This window comes from Parabacteroides merdae ATCC 43184 (assembly GCF_025151215.1).
Lineage (GTDB): Bacteria > Bacteroidota > Bacteroidia > Bacteroidales > Tannerellaceae > Parabacteroides > Parabacteroides merdae.
This window is the reverse complement of the sequence record NZ_CP102286.1, coordinates 221,081-238,712: the sequence shown is the minus strand read 5'-3', so window position 1 is coordinate 238,712 and position 17,632 is coordinate 221,081. Positions and strand designations below refer to the sequence as shown.

The 17,632-nt window shown below is 42.2% G+C and carries 10 protein-coding genes; 2 read left to right on the top strand and 8 right to left on the bottom strand.

Features of this window, described 5'->3' with window-relative positions; translation table 11 throughout:
- Nucleotides 1–31 precede the first annotated feature (31 nt).
- The 5 genes from NQ542_RS00860 to NQ542_RS00840 form a co-directional block, all read right to left on the bottom strand.
- The gene (locus NQ542_RS00860) at nt 32–658 is read right to left on the bottom strand and encodes an HAD family hydrolase (protein ID WP_005641304.1); all 627 of its coding nucleotides are present in this window, start codon (nt 656–658) and stop codon (nt 32–34) included.
- A gap of 160 nt (nt 659–818) precedes the next feature.
- Nucleotides 819–2,066 carry a DUF1015 domain-containing protein gene (locus NQ542_RS00855; RefSeq protein ID WP_005641306.1) on the bottom strand — a complete coding sequence of 416 codons (1,248 nt, stop codon included), beginning with the start codon at nt 2,064–2,066 and terminating at the stop codon, nt 819–821.
- A 16-nt stretch (nt 2,067–2,082) separates the two neighbouring features.
- Nucleotides 2,083–3,006, bottom strand: a complete 924-nt coding sequence (locus NQ542_RS00850) for an NAD(P)-dependent oxidoreductase (RefSeq protein ID WP_005641308.1) — start codon at nt 3,004–3,006, stop codon at nt 2,083–2,085.
- A 2-nt stretch (nt 3,007–3,008) separates the two neighbouring features.
- The gene (serC, locus tag NQ542_RS00845) at nt 3,009–4,076 is read right to left on the bottom strand and encodes a 3-phosphoserine/phosphohydroxythreonine transaminase (RefSeq protein WP_005641310.1); all 1,068 of its coding nucleotides are present in this window, start codon (nt 4,074–4,076) and stop codon (nt 3,009–3,011) included.
- Between the two features lie 182 nt (nt 4,077–4,258).
- Nucleotides 4,259–5,539 (bottom strand): replication-associated recombination protein A, encoded by a 1,281-nt coding sequence (locus NQ542_RS00840; RefSeq protein ID WP_005641312.1) that lies wholly within the window; start codon nt 5,537–5,539, stop codon nt 4,259–4,261.
- Nucleotides 5,540–5,851: 312 nt separating this feature from the next.
- Here NQ542_RS00840 and NQ542_RS00835 point away from each other — a divergent pair, with 312 nt between their 5' ends.
- Nucleotides 5,852–7,507, top strand: a complete 1,656-nt coding sequence (locus tag NQ542_RS00835) for an IS1182 family transposase (protein WP_005641316.1) — start codon at nt 5,852–5,854, stop codon at nt 7,505–7,507.
- Nucleotides 7,508–7,592: 85 nt separating this feature from the next.
- Here NQ542_RS00835 and NQ542_RS00830 read toward each other — a convergent pair whose 3' ends face one another.
- From NQ542_RS00830 to NQ542_RS00820, 3 genes are all read right to left on the bottom strand, one after another.
- Nucleotides 7,593–8,762, bottom strand: coding sequence for a site-specific integrase (locus NQ542_RS00830; protein WP_005651174.1), 1,170 nt, complete (start codon nt 8,760–8,762; stop codon nt 7,593–7,595).
- Between the two features lie 214 nt (nt 8,763–8,976).
- Nucleotides 8,977–10,563: a RagB/SusD family nutrient uptake outer membrane protein gene (locus NQ542_RS00825; RefSeq protein ID WP_005641319.1), complete on the bottom strand. Its 1,587-nt coding sequence runs from the start codon at nt 10,561–10,563 to the stop codon at nt 8,977–8,979.
- A 21-nt stretch (nt 10,564–10,584) separates the two neighbouring features.
- On the bottom strand, nt 10,585–13,767 hold the full coding sequence (locus tag NQ542_RS00820) for a SusC/RagA family TonB-linked outer membrane protein (RefSeq protein ID WP_227945705.1): 3,183 nt from the start codon (nt 13,765–13,767) through the stop codon (nt 10,585–10,587).
- A 1,046-nt stretch (nt 13,768–14,813) separates the two neighbouring features.
- On the opposite strand from NQ542_RS00820, the gene NQ542_RS00815 reads away from it, so the two are divergent.
- Nucleotides 14,814–17,627: a SusC/RagA family TonB-linked outer membrane protein gene (locus NQ542_RS00815; RefSeq protein WP_050760754.1), complete on the top strand. Its 2,814-nt coding sequence runs from the start codon at nt 14,814–14,816 to the stop codon at nt 17,625–17,627.
- Nucleotides 17,628–17,632 lie beyond the last annotated feature (5 nt).

Below are 17,632 nucleotides of genomic sequence, written 5' to 3'. Positions count from 1 at the left end.
GAGACATCTCCCCCAAAAACAGACTGAAAGATTACTTTGCCAGTATATTCAGGACAGCTTCCCGCCAATCCTCTCCGTTTTCCGGCTGATAGGTGTGGAAACCGAGCCCTTGTCCAACCTCTATATTCGATTTGGCATCGTCGACAAACAGCGTTTCAGCGGGAATAAGCGGGGCATTTTCTATCATCCGGTCGAAGATGGCGGCATCCGGCTTCGTCACCCCAACTTCATAGGAAGTATACATTTTGTCGAAATAAGCGGATATAGGACGACCGGCGGGGGTGAACGCCTCGCTCCTCGCCCACGACTGGACAATCGGATTCGTATTGCTCAACAAATAAACCTTATATTTCTTTCGCAGCTCTAACAGGAAATCCAACTTGTATTGCGGGACATCGGCAATAAAACCCATCCAGGCATATTTGATTTCATCATAAGAAAGTTGCTTGCCGGTATGCTCGCATAACTTGCGGCAGAAAGTATCAACATCGATCTTTCCATTCTCCAGTTCAAGGAAAAAGCCTTTCTGCTCATAAGGATCGAGCAACTGTTTTGCATCCTTCACTCCTATTTCCTCAAATCGGCTTACAGCCTGGTGATGGTCCAGGTCGATCAAGACGCCTCCCAGATCAAATACTATGTTTCTGATTCTTTTCATATTCTTTGCGTAATACTCACAAACTTACATAAAAGTGTCCGAACAACCAAATAAAAAAAGTGAAGGCCGTATGCAGGCGGGATCACCCTCCGCATACTCAGCCTTCACTGTAAATCGGCATCACACAAGCATCAAGCAGGCTTGTGAATGTGAAATCATTTTATTCGAGCTTATGGATAACCAGACCGGAACGCAGTTTCGGTTCGAACCAGGTTGTCTTGGGAGGCATGATATTACCGGTATCGGCAATATCCATCAATTGCTTCATGGTGACAGGATAAAGCGCCAACGCGACCTTCATCTCGCCACTGTCCACACGACGCTGCAATTCTCCCAGCCCACGGATACCGCCTACGAAATCGATGCGTTTATCCGAACGAAGATCTTTTATGCCCAGAATCTCATCTAAAATCAGGTTGGAAGAGATCGTCACATCCAGGACACCGATCGGATCGTTATCGTTGTATGTGCCTTGCTTGGCTGTCAACGAATACCATTTTCCTGCCAAATAGAGGGAGAAATTATGCAAAGCTGCCGGTTTATAAATATCCGCGCCCTTTTCTTCCACGACGAAGTTCTTTTCCAATTTAGCCAGAAATTCCTCTTCCGACAAGCCGTTCAAGTCTTTCACCACACGGTTATAGTCGATAATCGTTAACTGGTTTGCCGGGAAACAGACAGCCATAAAGTAGTTATACTCCTCGTCCCCTTTATGAGCCGCATTCTGTCTGGCTTTCTCCGCACCGACCAGGGCGGCGGCGGCGGAACGGTGATGGCCGTCGGCAATATACAGGGAAGGCATTTCGCCGAACAGTTCCGTGATGCGGACAATATCAGCCGGTTCATCAATGATCCAGAACGTATGGCCGAAACCGTCGTCTTTCGCGACGAAGTCATATTCCGGATTGCGGGATGCATATTTGGCGACAATCTGGTCCAGTTCGGCATTGTCGGGATAAGCAAAGAACACCGGTTCGATATTGGCATTATTCACCCGGACATGCTTCATGCGGTCCTCCTCCTTGTCACGCCGTGTCAACTCATGCTTCTTGATAACGCCATTCATATAATCGGGCACATACGCACCGACAACCAAGCCGTATTGTGTCTTGCCGTTCATGGTCTGGGCATACACATAGTAACATTCCTCCTTATCCTGCACCAACCAGCCCTTTTCCTGGAACATCCGGAAATTGGCGGCAGCTTTCAGATAAACGGCAGGATCGTGTTCATCCGTCCCGACCGGAAAGTCGATCTCCGGTTTGATGATATGATATAATGATTTTTCATTTCCCTTCGCTTCTTCGCGTGCCTCTTCCGAGTTCAACACATCGTAAGGACGGGAAGCCACTTGTTCGATCAAATCTTTAGGAGGACGGACTCCTTTGAAAGGTTTAATTCGTGCCATGATAATTTAGATAAATCTATTTATTTACTCTGAATTTTTCACATCCTTCTTTCAGGAAGCCTTCGATCTGCTTGGCAGCGGCAATACCGGCATTGATATTGGCTTCGGCAGTCTGTGCACCCATCTTTTTAGGAGTGGAGAAATAGCGACCGGCAAACTTGGCGGCAAACTCTTCGTTGGCTACGGGCATGATGTCGGTTACATATTTCAAGTCTGCGCGTTCTTCCATCAACTTGATCAGTTCGGCTTCGTTGATCACTTCCTTACGGGCTGTATTGACCAACAGGCCCCCTTTCGGCATCTTGCCGACCAGAGCGTAATTGATGGAGTTCTTTGTTTCGGCAGTTGCGGGAATATGCAAAGAAACGATATCGCAGGTAGCATAGAGTTCTTCCGGTGAAGCGACTGGTTTCACGCCATCCGCTTCAATGGCCGAAGCCGGACAGAAAGCATCGAATGCATAGATTTCCATTCCGAAACCTTTTGCGATACGGGCCACATTGCGGCCTACGTTGCCGTATGCGTGGATTCCCAGTTTCTTTCCTTTCAATTCTGTTCCCGATGTTCCGTTATAGAAGTTGCGGACAGCCATTACCATCATTCCGAAAGCCAATTCGGCAACGGCATTGGAGTTCTGCCCCGGTGTATTCATCACACAAACATTATGAGCTGTCGCAGCAGCCAGGTCGACGTTATCATAACCGGCTCCGGCACGAACCACTATCTTCAACTGCTTGGCGGCATCCAGCACTTCGGCATCGATCACGTCACTGCGGATAATGATTGCATCCACATCCTTGACTGCCTCCAGCAGTTTGGCCTTTTCACCGTATTTTTCCAACAGGATCAGTTCATCGCCTGCCCCTTCCACTACTTCGCGGATACCTTTCACAGCTATCGCTGCGAAAGGTTTATCTGTTGCTACTAATATCTTTGCCATAATCAATGCTGTTTTTCAAAATCCTTCATACATGCAACCAAAGCTTCAACGCTGCTCTTAGGCATTGCGTTGTACAGTGAGGCACGGAAACCACCGACAGAGCGGTGTCCCTTGATACCGACCATACCGGCAGCCGCAGCAAATTTGCTGAATTCGTCTTCCAGTTCCTTATACTCGTCATTCATCACGAAACATACATTCATGATAGAACGGTCTTCGGCTGCAACAGTCCCTCTGAACAACTTGTTACGATCGATTTCATCATACAGGATAGCGGCATTTTCCATATCCTTCTTTTCCATAGCGGCAACACCGCCCTGTTCCTTATACCATTTCAATGTCTGCAACGCAGCATAGATCGGCAGCACGGGAGGAGTGTTAAACATGGAATCCTTGTCCACATGAGTCTTATAGTTCAACATTGTCGGGATCGGGCGTTCCACATGCCCCAAAGCATCCACACGAACAATAGCCAACGTCACACCGGCAGGAGCCAGATTCTTCTGTGCCCCGGCATAGATAATGTCATATTTGGATACATCGATCGGACGGGAGAAAATATCGGACGACATATCGGCGACCAAACGTTGTTTCACATCCGGATCTTTGCGAGTTTCCGTTCCGTAAATCGTATTATTGGTCGTAATATGGAAATAATCCGCATCGTCGGCAATCGTATAATCTTTCGGAATATATGTATAGTTTTTATCTTTAGAAGATGCCACAACCTCGACTTCCCCGAAGAGCTTAGCTTCCTTGATGGCTTTGGACGACCATGTACCGGTATCTAAATAAGAAGCTTTCTTATTCAACAGGTTGTAAGGAACCATACAAAACTGCATGCTTGCACCTCCACCCAGGAAAACAACCTCATAGCCAGCAGGAATATCCAGCAATTCTTTGATCAGCGCACGCGCCTCATCGTTCACGGCAACGAATTCTTTACTTCTGTGGGAGATTTCAAGAAGAGATAAACCCATACCCGCAAAATTCTCTACTGCAGCGGCCGTATTTTTAATTGTATACTCGCTCAAGATAGAGGGACCTGCATAAAAATTGTGCTTCTTCATACCAATGTTTTTTTTAATGTTAAATATAATTTAAGTAACTAATTTCCCAAAAACAGGCGGCTAATGTACAAAATAAATTGACAATTGACAATCGATGATTGATAATTATTAGCAAAACGACATGATAATTATCTTTATCAATTACACTTATTTCCCAATTGTCAATTGTCTATTATCAATTGTCAATTCTGATATCTATCTCCCCACAAACGCCTCATCTGTTCAATTAGTTTGTGTTCGGACGGATTTTCCTGTCCTTTCCACAGCCGTTCGTTTAAAATCTCCTTTGGAAGGAACTCTTGCTTGACAAAATGATTTTCATAATCGTGCGCATATTTGTAATCTTTTCCGTAATTCAGCTCCGCCATCAATTTTGTCGGTGCATTTCGCAAATGAAGGGGAACAGGCAAGTTTCCTGTACGGTTCACCAACTCTAACGCATCATTAATCGCCATATAAGCCGAATTGCTTTTAGGACTGCATGCCAGATAAACGGTCGTTTCCGCCAAAATGATCCGTCCTTCAGGCCAGCCGATTTTCTTCAAGGCATCAAAACAGGCATTTGCCAACAACAGAGCATTCGGATTCGCTAATCCGATATCTTCCGATGCTGAAATAACCAGACGGCGGGCTATAAATTCCGGATCTTCGCCACCGGCAACCATACGAGCCAGCCAATAGACAGCGGCATCCGGATCACTTCCGCGAATGGATTTGATAAAAGCGGATATGATGTCATAATGCATCTCCCCTCCTTTATCGTACGCTGCCGGATTTTCCTGCAAGCGCTCCACCACCTTTTCATCTGTTATTTCAATCTTTTCATTTCCTTCTTCCGCAGCAACGACAAGCTCCAGGATATTCAGCAGTTTCCGTGCATCGCCACCGGAATAACGCAACATGGCGTCCGTCTCGGCCAACACGATATTCATATCCTTCAATATGATATCTTCGGTAACCGCCTTATTCAACAAGGTCAACAGATCAGCTTTCTCCAATGATTTCAAAACATATACCTGGCAGCGGGAAAGCAACGGACGGATGACCTCGAACGAGGGATTCTCTGTCGTGGCTCCGATCAAGGTTACCACACCTGTCTCTACAGCATTGAGCAGGGAATCCTGCTGCGACTTGCTAAAGCGATGTATTTCGTCAATAAACAGGATCGGTGAAACGGTATTGAAAAAGCGATTGCCTTTTGCCTTTTCTATCACTTCCCGCACATCTTTCACTCCTGAACTGATTGCGCTCAATGTGTAGAACGGAGCTTCCAGCTTATTCGAAATAATCTGCGCCAGCGTAGTCTTTCCTACTCCCGGAGGTCCCCACAATATAAAAGAGGGGACACGACCCGCATCAATCATCTTTCTAAGGACAGCCCCCGGACCAACCAGGTGTTTCTGCCCGATATAATCGTCCAACGTTTTCGGACGTAATCTCTCTGCTAACGGTTGACTCATCATGCCAACAAAAGTCGCATATTTTATTTACTTTTCAAAGTATAAATACAGTAAAAATTCAAGGCTATTTTAATGTTTGACAACAGAAAAATATGATAAAAAGAAAGCACACACAGCAACACACACCCATAAAAACTACAATAAGATAACATTTTGTCATATTTACAACTCTTGGGCACTGAATAAAATCATGAAAGATCAGAAGGTGTGTCAAAATTCTCACCTTCTTTTTTATGCCCAAAGCCCCGACTTTCACAAGCTGGGGCTTTGTTATTACCTGAAGATTTTGTATCTTTAGGCATAAGAATTTATACTATGGCAAAGATACATTTTCGTCCTTACAATCCCAACCAAACAGTGCTTTTTCCTCAAAGAATAGATGAGGATATTGCAGATAACGATCCGGTGCGCATGGTTGACGCCCTGGTTGAGGGCCTGAATCTTGAAAGTTTCAGGAAGCTATATAAGGAATGCGGCCGCAGCCCTTACCATCCCAAGATGATGCTCAAGGTCATTCTGTATGCCTACATGAACAACGTCTACTCCTGCCGGAAAATCGAAAAGCTCCTTCATCGTGACATTCATTATATCTGGCTTGCCGGATATGAGAAACCGGATTTCATTACCATCAACCGTTTCCGCAATCGGGTGAAGAAGGAAATCAACGAGGTGTTTACCCAAACCGTACTCCTTCTCTCTTCCAAAGGCTTCATCAGCCTGAACGTGGAATACATTGACGGGACAAAGATTGAATCCAAAGCTAACAAGTATACTTTCGTTTGGCGAAAAACGGTTGAGCGGAACCGAGAGCGCCTGATGAAGAAGATACATGTCCTGCTAGGGCAGATAGACGATGTCATCGCCCAAGAAAAGTATTCGGAAAGTAATGAGGAGGTTGAGTTCACTCCGGCCATGCTGACCGAAATGGCGGGAGAATTACGTCATGTGCTGGAACAGGTTCCCGAGCCTTCCACCAAGGAGGAAAAGACTGAGCTGAAAAAGAGACGCAAACAGCTGAAGGAGCTGGAAGAACATAGGGACAAACTCCAGGAATACGACAGTCATCTGGACACGCTGCAAGAGAGGAATTCCTATTCCAAGACGGACAAGGACGCAACTTTCATGAGAATGAAGGAGGATGCCATGCGTAACGGGCAGACGAAGCCCGGTTACAACCTTCAGATCGGCACCGAGAACCAGTTCATCACCGATTTTGCACTCTTCCCGAACCCTACGGATACACTGACCATGATCCCTTTCCTGCAATCTTTTTCAAACAGGTATGACCGGATGGCTCATACGGTGGTTGCCGATTCCGGCTATGGTTCTGAGGAGAATTACCGCTTCATGTCAGAGAACGGCATGGAAGCTTACGTCAAATATAACTATTTCCACATGGAGCAGCGGCCGAGATTCCAACCGGATCCGTTCAAGGCAGAAAACTTCTACTACAATGAAGAACATGACTTTTGCATCTGCCCTATGGGACAAAGGATGCGGAGGATAGGTACTAGACATGTGAAAACCGCATCCGGATATGTCAGCGAAAATGCCAGGTACAGAGCCGTCAGATGTGAAGGCTGTCCGCTAAGATGCCGTTGTTTTAAAGCAAAAGGAAACAGGACGATAGAACTGAATCACAGGCTCAGAAAATACAGGCAAAAAGCCAAAGAGCAGCTCTGCTCCGAGGAAGGGCTGAAACACAGAGGACAGAGATGCATAGAACCGGAAGCCGTGTTCGGACAAATGAAAAACAATATGAATTACAAACGTTTCCGCCATTTTGGAAAGGACAAGGTCTTCATGGATTTTGCCTTCTTTGCCATTGCCTTCAATATAAAAAAGATATGTGCAAAAATGGCTAAAGAAGGTATGGATTGGTTGATTAGACTGTTTTATGAGCTTACAGTAGCTATATTTAGATGCTGCGAACACATAAATCAAAGAAATCCTCAAAATATCGCAGCTTAAAAAAATGAGCCGATTTTTATAGTCAACGAAAAAAAGAAGGCGCATCGGGTATTACGACACACCTTCCTGTATCTATTACCTTATTTTATTTCAATGTGATATTTTCCAGATCACGTATAACAGTCATATCCATAATATCACTGTAGATTTCCGTTGTCCGTACACTTTTATGCCCCAGCAACTTCTGGACTGTCGTGATATTCGCTCCATTATATAATAATAAGGTAGCGTTGGTATGGCGTGCCATGTGGAAAGACAACCTTTTATCTATTTCCGCCAGCCGGCAAATCCTTTTCAACTGTTTATTCACATTCGAGTTTGCCGAAACAGAAACTCCAAACAACGTTCTTGAATAACGCTTGCAATAGCGTTCATAAACAGCAAGAGCTTTTCCGTCGAATAGCAGAAACAAAGGAAGCCGGACGTTCACATCCGTCTTGACCGATGAATAGACCAGCCATAACTTATCATCGATCAGATGAAAATTATCCGGTCGTATATTGACAATATCGGAAAAGCGCAGCCCGGTATAGCAGCTGAAAAGGAACATATCGAGCGTCCGTCTGAGCGTTCGTTGCAATTTAGGAGCGATATTCTCCAACCTTCCCAATTCCTCAGGTGTCAGATGGCCACGCTTGCTCTCCATATATTTAATCTTATACTTACGAAAAGGATATTTCTGCAATTCAAACAAATCCTTATTAATCGCCAGGTTGACATATCTTTTCAGATGCTTCATATGCTTGGCAATCGTATTCCGGTGGTACTTTTGCTCAAGAAGAAAATGTTCAAAACCACAAAGGAAATTAAAGGTAAGATCATCAAAAGAGACTTGTGGCTGATACTGGCACAAAACCTGCAAAGTGGATAAATGGTTCTTCAATGTGGAAAGTCTTAAGTTGCTATGATTGATCTCATTTTTCATAAAAGAGACAAAAGAGGAAGAGACAGACTCAAAATCTCCCCTTTCCCTCAAATACTTCAAAGAAAACGGACGTCCGCTTTGGACCATATCTAATTCGATCCGTTCCAAATAAGTAATATAATCCTCAATGTACTGATTGAGTTCATCCATATTGGGATGGTTCCTCACAGCTTTTCTCTTGCTATCCCATTGTGTGGGCTTAACATAGATTTTCGTTGAGAAATACTTCTTTTGCCTATTCAGGTAAGCCTCTACCTGAATCAAAGCCTTTCCTTCTGCATTCAACCGCTTTTTCCGATTGAACACCAGATTGTAAATAACTTTTTCCATGATATACATTATTTTCTGAATGAGAACACGAAGGAACAATAATAAGTTCTTTGTTTCGTATGAGACAAACTAAAAGTTTGTTATATTTCGTGTTTCAATAGAAGAACAACTATCTGCAAAGCTATCCTGCAAAAGCCCGGACAGAGACAAAAAAAGAGGCGTGTTTTTTGAACACGCCTCTTCATTCCTTTTCCGGATATAAACCTTATTTCTTTTATAAAGCAGGTTGTGGAGCCGCCGGATTATTATCTGCATCAGAAATACCTGTATTGGTCTCCATTTCACATTGCGGAATACGGTAGATCATTATCTGGGATTCCGGCTCCAAATTAAACTGTACGGAAGCATGATAATTCGTATTTTTACGTATAACCGGCTTCTTTAAGCGTAAAAGGTCGAACAAGGAATGACCTTCGCCCCAAAGTTCCATACGACGCTGCAGCCAGACTTCATCTTGAAATTGCTGTGGCGAAGTAGCTTTACTAACAAAAGAAGGGTCGCGATAGGCTTGCACGAAGTTTTCCAATGTAGATTTACCTGCCGCCAGATTTCCACTCATTGCTTCAGCTTCCGCTTTAATCAAATACATTTCTTCCACACGCATCAACGGCCAATCCGAAGCATTAGTCGTGTTCCCAAACACACTCTGATAAGCACCGAACTTAGTATTTACATATGGTTCAAGACCGAAATACTCAACAATAGAAGATCCTTCTATCGTTTCGTTGTCTATCAACGAAGATGTGTTATCCGGAGACAAAAACCATTGTTTACGAATATCAGTATCCGGAATCTGGTCATATAAATCCGTATTCACTTTTCTGTATCCGTCAGGAACACCTGAAGTATATCCATTCCCCGTAAAAGAACACAAATGAGAAGGCCAGTTTATAATACCGGTTTGTACAACATCATTATCCGGAGTGATCATGACACCCCATAACCAAGAATTTGCAGTAGCAGAATTAAATGTCGGAGTAGATACTTCTGCCAATGATTGCGGTGTTCCGCCGGCAATAGCTCTTTCTGCATCTTTTGCTGCATCAGCCCATTTCTGCATCAACAGATTGGCACGGGCACGCAAGCCATATACGACCGCTTCATCCAATTGGTCTTTATTCGCTCCATTATCAAAGCCGGCCAACAATTCTGCTGCCTGATTCAAATCGCTCATAATCTGATCATATACCTGCTGGACAGTAGCACGCGGATTGTTCTGCATTTCTTCGTCAGACATCTTTTCCGTTACAATGGGAACAGCCAAAGCATTTTCATGACCTGCATAAGTAAACTGATAAATCTGAACCAGATTCAAATAGTCATATGCACGAGCTGCCAAAGCCTGACCACGATAGATTTTCAAAGAAGCATCTTCTGTAGCAGGATCAATCAAGCTCAATACACTATTTGCGGCCTTCAGATGATTATAAAAAGTTTTCCAAATCAGTTCATCTGTAGAACTGTCATAAACACGATCTGAATAATTCTGAGAAGTATTGAACCAGTTATATCCTGTAACCAGTGCTACAAGATCCTGTCCTCCAGACTCCAAGGCCATAGAGACAGCCGGGACTCCATAATCATTATGATAGGTTGTCGCATCATCGGAAATCGTTCCGTAAGCATTCAATTTAGCAGCCATGGCATTTACTTCGGCCGTGACCAAATTAGGTCTGTCCTTGATCGTTTCTTCTTTCTGATTGTCAGAAACATATTGACCTTCAGGATATTTATCCAAATCGCAAGATGCCAGCAGCAGGGCGGCTGTTGCGAACATCATATATTTGTTTGTTAATTTCATATTCAAAAACAATTTAACGGATTAGAAATTCAATGATATACCACCCGAAATTGTACGGATCGGCGAATAAACATTATCAGAAGCGACATAACCTTGACGCGGATCCAGCCCTTTGCGGGCAGTCAACAAGGCGACGTTATCTGCAACAAAGTACAAACGCACGCCTTCAATCTGTAATTTACGAGTCAGGTTTTTCGGCAGAGTATAGCCGAATGTTATATTTTGAAGGCTCAGATAATCAGAGCTTGTCAAAAAGCGATCGGACAACCGGTTTGTATATTTATCATTTACATTCATACGGGGAACATCCGTATTCTTGTTCTCGGAAGTCCATACATTCAGCATGTCTTTATGCAAAGCACTACCCGTAGCAGCCGGGCTCATCATTTCCTGATATGTGTAGTCTAAAATACGGCCACCTAGCTGATAGGCAAATGAGAGCGACAAGTCAAAACCGTATGCCGTAAAACTTGTACCGAATCCTCCATATACTTTAGGAAGGATATCTCCTGTCGCAAAACGGTTTTCTGTAGCAGTGGAATAAGAAGTCGTAACCGTGTTGCCCTCAGCATCCGGCTTCAACAAAGCCCACTGGCTTTCTCCCGTTTCAGGATTTACACCGGCATACTTCGGTAAATAAAGCTGAAACATTGATTCATCTTCGCGATAGATACGACCTGCATCAATCATTTGGCCATTCAGCTCAGGCGCCAGCTCCAACACTTTGTTTTTGAAATGAGTCAAATTCAAATTTACGCTCCATGAGAAATCTTTTGTTTCGATAATATTCGAATTCAAATCGATTTCAACACCACGGTTCACCATAGAACCGACATTTTCCGGAAAACGGGAATATCCCATCGAAGCCGCAACCGGTTTGAAATAAAGCATATCCGTAGTCTTACGAGAGAAGTACTCTGCAGAACCACTCAGTTTGCCTCCCCAGAACGTAAAGTCAAAACCGGTATTAAAACTATGAGAAGTTTCCCATGTGATATCTTTATTTCCTTTATAATATAGAGAAGTTGAGAAATCTCCATTACTGTTTGCCAAAGTAAACTGATCCTGATACGGATAGTAGTTGCGATACAAACCACCTTGATACATCAAATTGTCATTTCCCTGCAAACCGTAACTGATTTTAAACTTCAACATATTAATCCAACTTTGATTTTCCAGGAAAGCTTCTTTATTCAATAACCAACCTGCACCGACAGACCAAAAGTTACCCCAACGATTATCCGGATGGAAGCAAGAAGAAGCATCACGACGATAAGAAGCCGAACCGAAATATTTCCCATCATAATCATACTGAACGCGGAACAACCAACCTTCAGTCGCATAATCTTTTGAATAAGATGAGTTATACTGATTTGAAATACCATTATCCAATTCCGGGACATTCGGGTTATACAGTTTTTCACGCTGGCCATACAAATATTGGTATTTATAGTTATAATTTTCATGACCGGCTAAAACATCCAGATTGTGTACATCATCAAACGTTTTATTGTATGTCAATAAATACTGCTGATTAACACTGAATGTACGTTGGGTTGAAACAGAAATCAAACCACCGACACCTGTCGTTTCCGAATATTGTCCATAGAACGGATTCACCATATCGGTATTCCGAACGTTATTGGCATCCACTCCAATATTCACCTTGGCCTTGATGCCACCCCAGATATCAACATCTGCAAACCATTTGCCGCTAACTACGTCTCCGGAATATTTCATCTTGTCCAACATATAGCTGGCCAACGGGTTAGCATTAGGGATAGTATTACGAGATCCATTCGTATCTTGTCCTTTCTTCCCATAATCATAACGTTGGAAGCCACGGTTATCAGTCATTATATTTCCCTGTGCATCACGGATATACATCGGATATATCGCCCCCATAATATTAGAGGCATAAAATATGTTCGCATTTGAAGTTCCGCCTTCTGTATCCTGCTCACGGCTATCATAGTGAGTAAATGAAACATTAGCACCCAACTTCAACCACGGTTTCACTTGATAATCCGCTTTCAAACGAGCTGAATAACGTTGAAAACCTGAATTAGGGACGATACCCTGATCATCCAGATAACCAGCAGACATATAATAGTTCATTTTGTCAGAAGCACCGCTAACGCTTAAATTATATTCCTGGCGAACATTATTTTCGAAAATTTCATCCGACCAATTATCCGGAATATAATAATAGGTTCCATCGGAATAACCAAGCGTAGCTTTCGGATTCAGTTTTCCATCCATACCGATCAACAGTTCTCCTGTCGGAACAGAATATACTTGATATCCTAAATAAGTTCCGGAAAGCAAAGCTTGATTAGCATATGCATTGGCACCGGCCAGATCACCAGCTGCGGCATAACCTTTCAAGTCTGCATTATAAATAGAAGAATAATTCAATTCATAAAATTTAGCAGGGTCATTAATTGTTTCATAATTAGGTACTCCTCGTTTATTCACACCCCATTTTGCATCAAGACTGACACGAGCTTCGCCACTTTTACCTTTTTTAGTCGTAATCAAAATTACACCATTAGCACCACGGGCACCATACAATGCATTAGAAGCAGCATCTTTCAATACAGTCATAGATTCGATATCAGAAGTGCTGATCGCCGAAATCTCACCGTCATAGGGGACACCGTCAACTACATATAAAGGTTTATTGCTGGCAGAAATAGATCCGATACCACGAATCCGGACCTCTGCATCTTTACCCGGCTGTCCACTACTACTCGTTGTCTGTACACCAGCGACCTGCCCACTCAAGGCATTCGTAACGTTCGAAGTTTGACGAGAGGTGATTTTCTCGCTTTTAATTGTTGCAGCAGATCCTGTAAAAGCACTTTTCTTGGCAGTACCATAAGCGACAATCATCACTTCATCAAGCATTTGATTATCCCCCTCCAACACCACATTTACTTTCGGCTTAACCCCAATTTCCTGGGCTTTCATACCCACAAAAGAAACTACCAGAGTCTTTGCAGAACTTGGTACATCCAGAGAAAATGCACCGTTAAAATCTGTTACTGTACCTATAGTCGTACCTTTAACAACTATAGATGCACCAATGATGGGCTCGTTGTCTTCCGCCGAAATAACAGTACCTGTTACTTTCGTCGTCTGAGCGTTGGCCATCCCAATACCTAATAATAGGCAGAATAAAAGGAAAGTTAACCTTTTCATAGACACACTTTTTTTGTTTAACTTATAAATAACTAATTTGCACTATCTGTTTTTATACATATAAGCAATGTATAAATATTCCTAAGAGATGGCAAATGTAATAATAAATTTATTATAACAACTAAAAAATATAGGACAAATCTATTTGAAATCGCTCCTTTGACAACAGGAAATTTGCTGAAGTAAGTGCTTCAAAACCTCTCGCCTTTTTTGGACAAAAAAAAAACGCCTGGGGATGAAAATAATTAAAATCGATATTTTAGATTGATCTCTCATGAAATCTCCTTGATTTCGCCTCCTTTAAAATTATCTATTTTTAACCTCTCGCCTAAATACCGTTTTTGGACAATTCTGAAGGGTGAAAAAACGCCTCGGGTCTACAAGGGTAGAAAATAATTAAAGACTGTAGACACATTACCCGGAATCTACCTGCTCTCTTAGGATAACTGATCCGTAACATAGCATAAACTATTCCGAAAGTCATAGTAAACTAATTCAAGACATACATCATATTATTCGTATGTAGTACTACCTATCGCAAATACATAGTACCCTACATAACGTCCAAAAACGGTATTTACGTATAGGTAATAAGTAGTAATTTTAAAGGAGGCGATACTTTGTTATATGAAATCATCTAAAATATCGTTTACTTACATGAATCTTTTGTTAATTATGTGATCCCATGAAACGATTAGTTTACCTAGTTGTTAAAAAATTATTATTACATTTTTGCATTGTTCTTATAAAATTTATTCCACATTGCTTAATGTAAATGACAGATTTACAAATTACATTTTCTTATATACATGTTAATAAATGGCTAATTATTCCATCAAAAGACAACTTAAGTCTTTATTTTGTAAAAAGAATTCTCGCTAATGTCTAAAAGTAACAGGTATGTGCTAATATTAAGCATTAACAAGATAACAATTTGATAGTCCTTCCACAACCAGTCTTTAAAAGACAATAAATAACATATTGATAATCACCCAATTGATAGATTATCAAGTTCTGCAAAGACTCTGGTAGTTTCTTTTGTAGGTATGAAATCTCAGGAAATCGGCATCAAACCGACATTACATGTTGTGTTGGCAGCAGATAACCAAATGCTTGACGAAGTGATGGTTGTTGCGTATGGTACTGCTAAGAAATCATCTTTTACCGGAGCCGCTTCATCAGTAAATGCGGAAAAAGTATTAAAAGATGTACCTGTTACATCTTTTGAACAAGCCTTGCAAGGCGCAACAACTGGTCTGACCGTAAATTCGAGCAGTGGACAGCCTGGTGCAGGTTTAAGCATTCGTATTCGTGGAACAGGTTCTATGAACGCCACAAATGAACCTCTTTATGTAATCGATGGTGTACCGGTTATTTCCGGAGATATTGCTGTATCTGGAGTAAGTAATGACTCAAAAGCTTTCAATATCATGTCTTCAATCAATCCGAGCGACATTGAAAATATCACGGTTTTGAAAGATGCTGCGGCTGCTTCTTTGTATGGTTCACGTGCTGCAAATGGTGTAATTCTTATTACAACGAAAAGAGGTAAGGAAGGCAAAACTCAGATCAATTTTAAAGCGAACTGGGGTTTTTCCGACTGGGCTGTTAAAAACAGGGAAACTGTTTCAGGGGAACAGCAGCACGAACTTACCTATGAAGCATATTACAATGAAGGTATTTTATACAAAGATATGTCAGAAGAAGAAGCAAGAGCTTACGCACAAGAAGGTGCAGATACTTTCGCTCCTTTAAGAGATCACTATTCAAACTGGGAAGATGCATTATTCAAGAAAAGTGCATTCAACCAGAATTATGAGTTTTCAGCACAGGGAGGTAGTGAACTGACAAATTTCTTCGCTTCATTGAACTACAAAACGGAAGACGGTATGATTAATACCACCGGTATGGAAGGATTTACCGGTAGAGTAAACGTAACCCATAAATCAAAAGATGGGAAAATGCAGATGGGAGCTAATATCTCATTCTCAAAACAAAAATCAGAAATGGCTTCGGAAGGAACGGCTTATGCCAATGCCTATTTCGTTAAAAACTGGTATGCAATCCCTAACCTTCCTATTTATAATGAGGACGGTTCATTTTATGAAGGTTTTCCCTTGGATCAATTAAATGTGCCTAACCCATTAAGGGATCAAGGATTGGATAAAAATACATCCGAAGTGCTTAGAAGTACCAACTCCTTATGGGCTTCTTATAAAATAATCGAAGGGCTGACAATCAAGGAAACAATAAGCTATGACTTTATCGACAACCAGTCAACAACTTACTGGCCGATGAATTCGAATAACGGTGAGGCTTACAATGGTTTGATGATCAAATATCCATATCAGCACCACAACATCTATTCATCAACGGTATTGAATTATACCAACACATTTGCCGACAAGCACAATCTGGATGTTTTGCTCGGATGGGATGTTGACGACAGAAAAGAACAATTTGTCCAAGCAGTCGGCGCCAACTATCCGCACGATAAATTACCAGAACTTGGTAATACGTCGGAACCGATGACAGCCTCATCCGGATATAGCGAAGATCATCTGTTATCTTTGCTTTCTCGTATAAATTACGATTATGACGACAAATATTACATTTCTGCAAATTACCGCCGTGATGGTAGCTCAAGATTAGGAGCAAACACACGTTGGGGTAACTTCTGGTCTGTTTCTGCTGCTTGGAGATTGAGCCAGGAAGCTTTCATGAAAAATTTGACTTATGTTGATGACTTGAAGCTAAGAGTTTCTTATGGTATAAATGGTACTTTACCCTCTAAGTTCTATTCACATTTGAGTTTGTTCGGTTATGGCTTTAACTATCAGGATCAACCGGGATCTGCTCCTACGACTATTCCTAATCCGGATCTGGGATGGGAAAAGAATGAGAACTTCAATATCGGTTTCGATGCCAGACTGTTCGGCCGTTTAAGTGTAGCATTCGATTTCTATAATCGTGAAACAAAAGACTTGTTGCAAGATGTTCCGGTCTCAATGACTACTGGTTTCAATAATACATTGAAAAACGTAGGAGCCATGAATAACCGTGGTATTGAATTGGATATGAACTATGACGTATTCAATGAAACAGCAGTAAAATGGTCTACAGGTATAGTTCTATCTCATAACAAAAACAAGATCAGCAAACTGTATGGAGGAAAAGACATCATTAGCGGAACTTCCATCTTGAGAGAAGGTGAATCTTATTATTCTTGGTGGAGCCGTGAATGGGCTGGCGTTGATCCTCAAACGGGTGAAGAACAGTGGGTATTGAACACTGAAAACGAAGATGGAACCATCAATCGTGGATTGACTAAAGATCCGTCACAGGCTCAACGTGTTATTATCGGAAAACCGGATCCTAAAGTAACCGGAGGATGGAGAAATAACCTTTCTTGGAAGGGATTGGATTTAAGCGCCTTATTTTCATTCTCTTTAGGTGGACATATCATGGATGATCCTGCACTGCTGTACACAGATACAGATGGTGAAACTGCATATCAATCCATTGGTATCCAGCAGTTGGACAGATGGCAAAAACCGGGTGACATTACAGATGTTCCGAGACGTATCAATAGCTATCAATATGCTCGTTACGGAAGTTCCCGTCATATGAAGAGTTCAAACCATCTCCGCCTGAAGACTGTAACATTATCTTATAATTTGCCGTCAAAATGGATGCAGGCTGCTGGAATGAGAAATGTCAGAATCTTCGCTTCCGGTAACAACCTGCTGACATGGGCCGCCTATAAGAATATTGATCCGGAACAGCCGGTCAATGGTGTGGCCACTTGGGCATTACCGAACTTGAAATCAGTAACATTTGGTATTGAAATCGGATTGTAATCCGG

What these genes read in the sequence shown, in the direction of transcription:
- NQ542_RS00855 (WP_005641306.1), bottom strand. Translation starts at nt 2,066, where the DNA reads ATGGCACGAATTAAACCTTTCAAAGGAGTCCGTCCTCCTAAAGATTTG.
- NQ542_RS00860 (WP_005641304.1), bottom strand. Translation starts at nt 658, where the DNA reads ATGAAAAGAATCAGAAACATAGTATTTGATCTGGGAGGCGTCTTGATC.
- NQ542_RS00840 (WP_005641312.1), bottom strand. Translation starts at nt 5,539, where the DNA reads ATGATGAGTCAACCGTTAGCAGAGAGATTACGTCCGAAAACGTTGGAC.
- NQ542_RS00835 (WP_005641316.1), top strand. Translation starts at nt 5,852, where the DNA reads ATGGCAAAGATACATTTTCGTCCTTACAATCCCAACCAAACAGTGCTT.
- serC (WP_005641310.1), bottom strand. Translation starts at nt 4,076, where the DNA reads ATGAAGAAGCACAATTTTTATGCAGGTCCCTCTATCTTGAGCGAGTAT.
- NQ542_RS00815 (WP_050760754.1), top strand. Translation starts at nt 14,814, where the DNA reads ATGAAATCTCAGGAAATCGGCATCAAACCGACATTACATGTTGTGTTG.
- NQ542_RS00825 (WP_005641319.1), bottom strand. Translation starts at nt 10,563, where the DNA reads ATGAAATTAACAAACAAATATATGATGTTCGCAACAGCCGCCCTGCTG.
- NQ542_RS00820 (WP_227945705.1), bottom strand. Translation starts at nt 13,767, where the DNA reads ATGAAAAGGTTAACTTTCCTTTTATTCTGCCTATTATTAGGTATTGGG.
- NQ542_RS00850 (WP_005641308.1), bottom strand. Translation starts at nt 3,006, where the DNA reads ATGGCAAAGATATTAGTAGCAACAGATAAACCTTTCGCAGCGATAGCT.
- NQ542_RS00830 (WP_005651174.1), bottom strand. Translation starts at nt 8,762, where the DNA reads ATGGAAAAAGTTATTTACAATCTGGTGTTCAATCGGAAAAAGCGGTTG.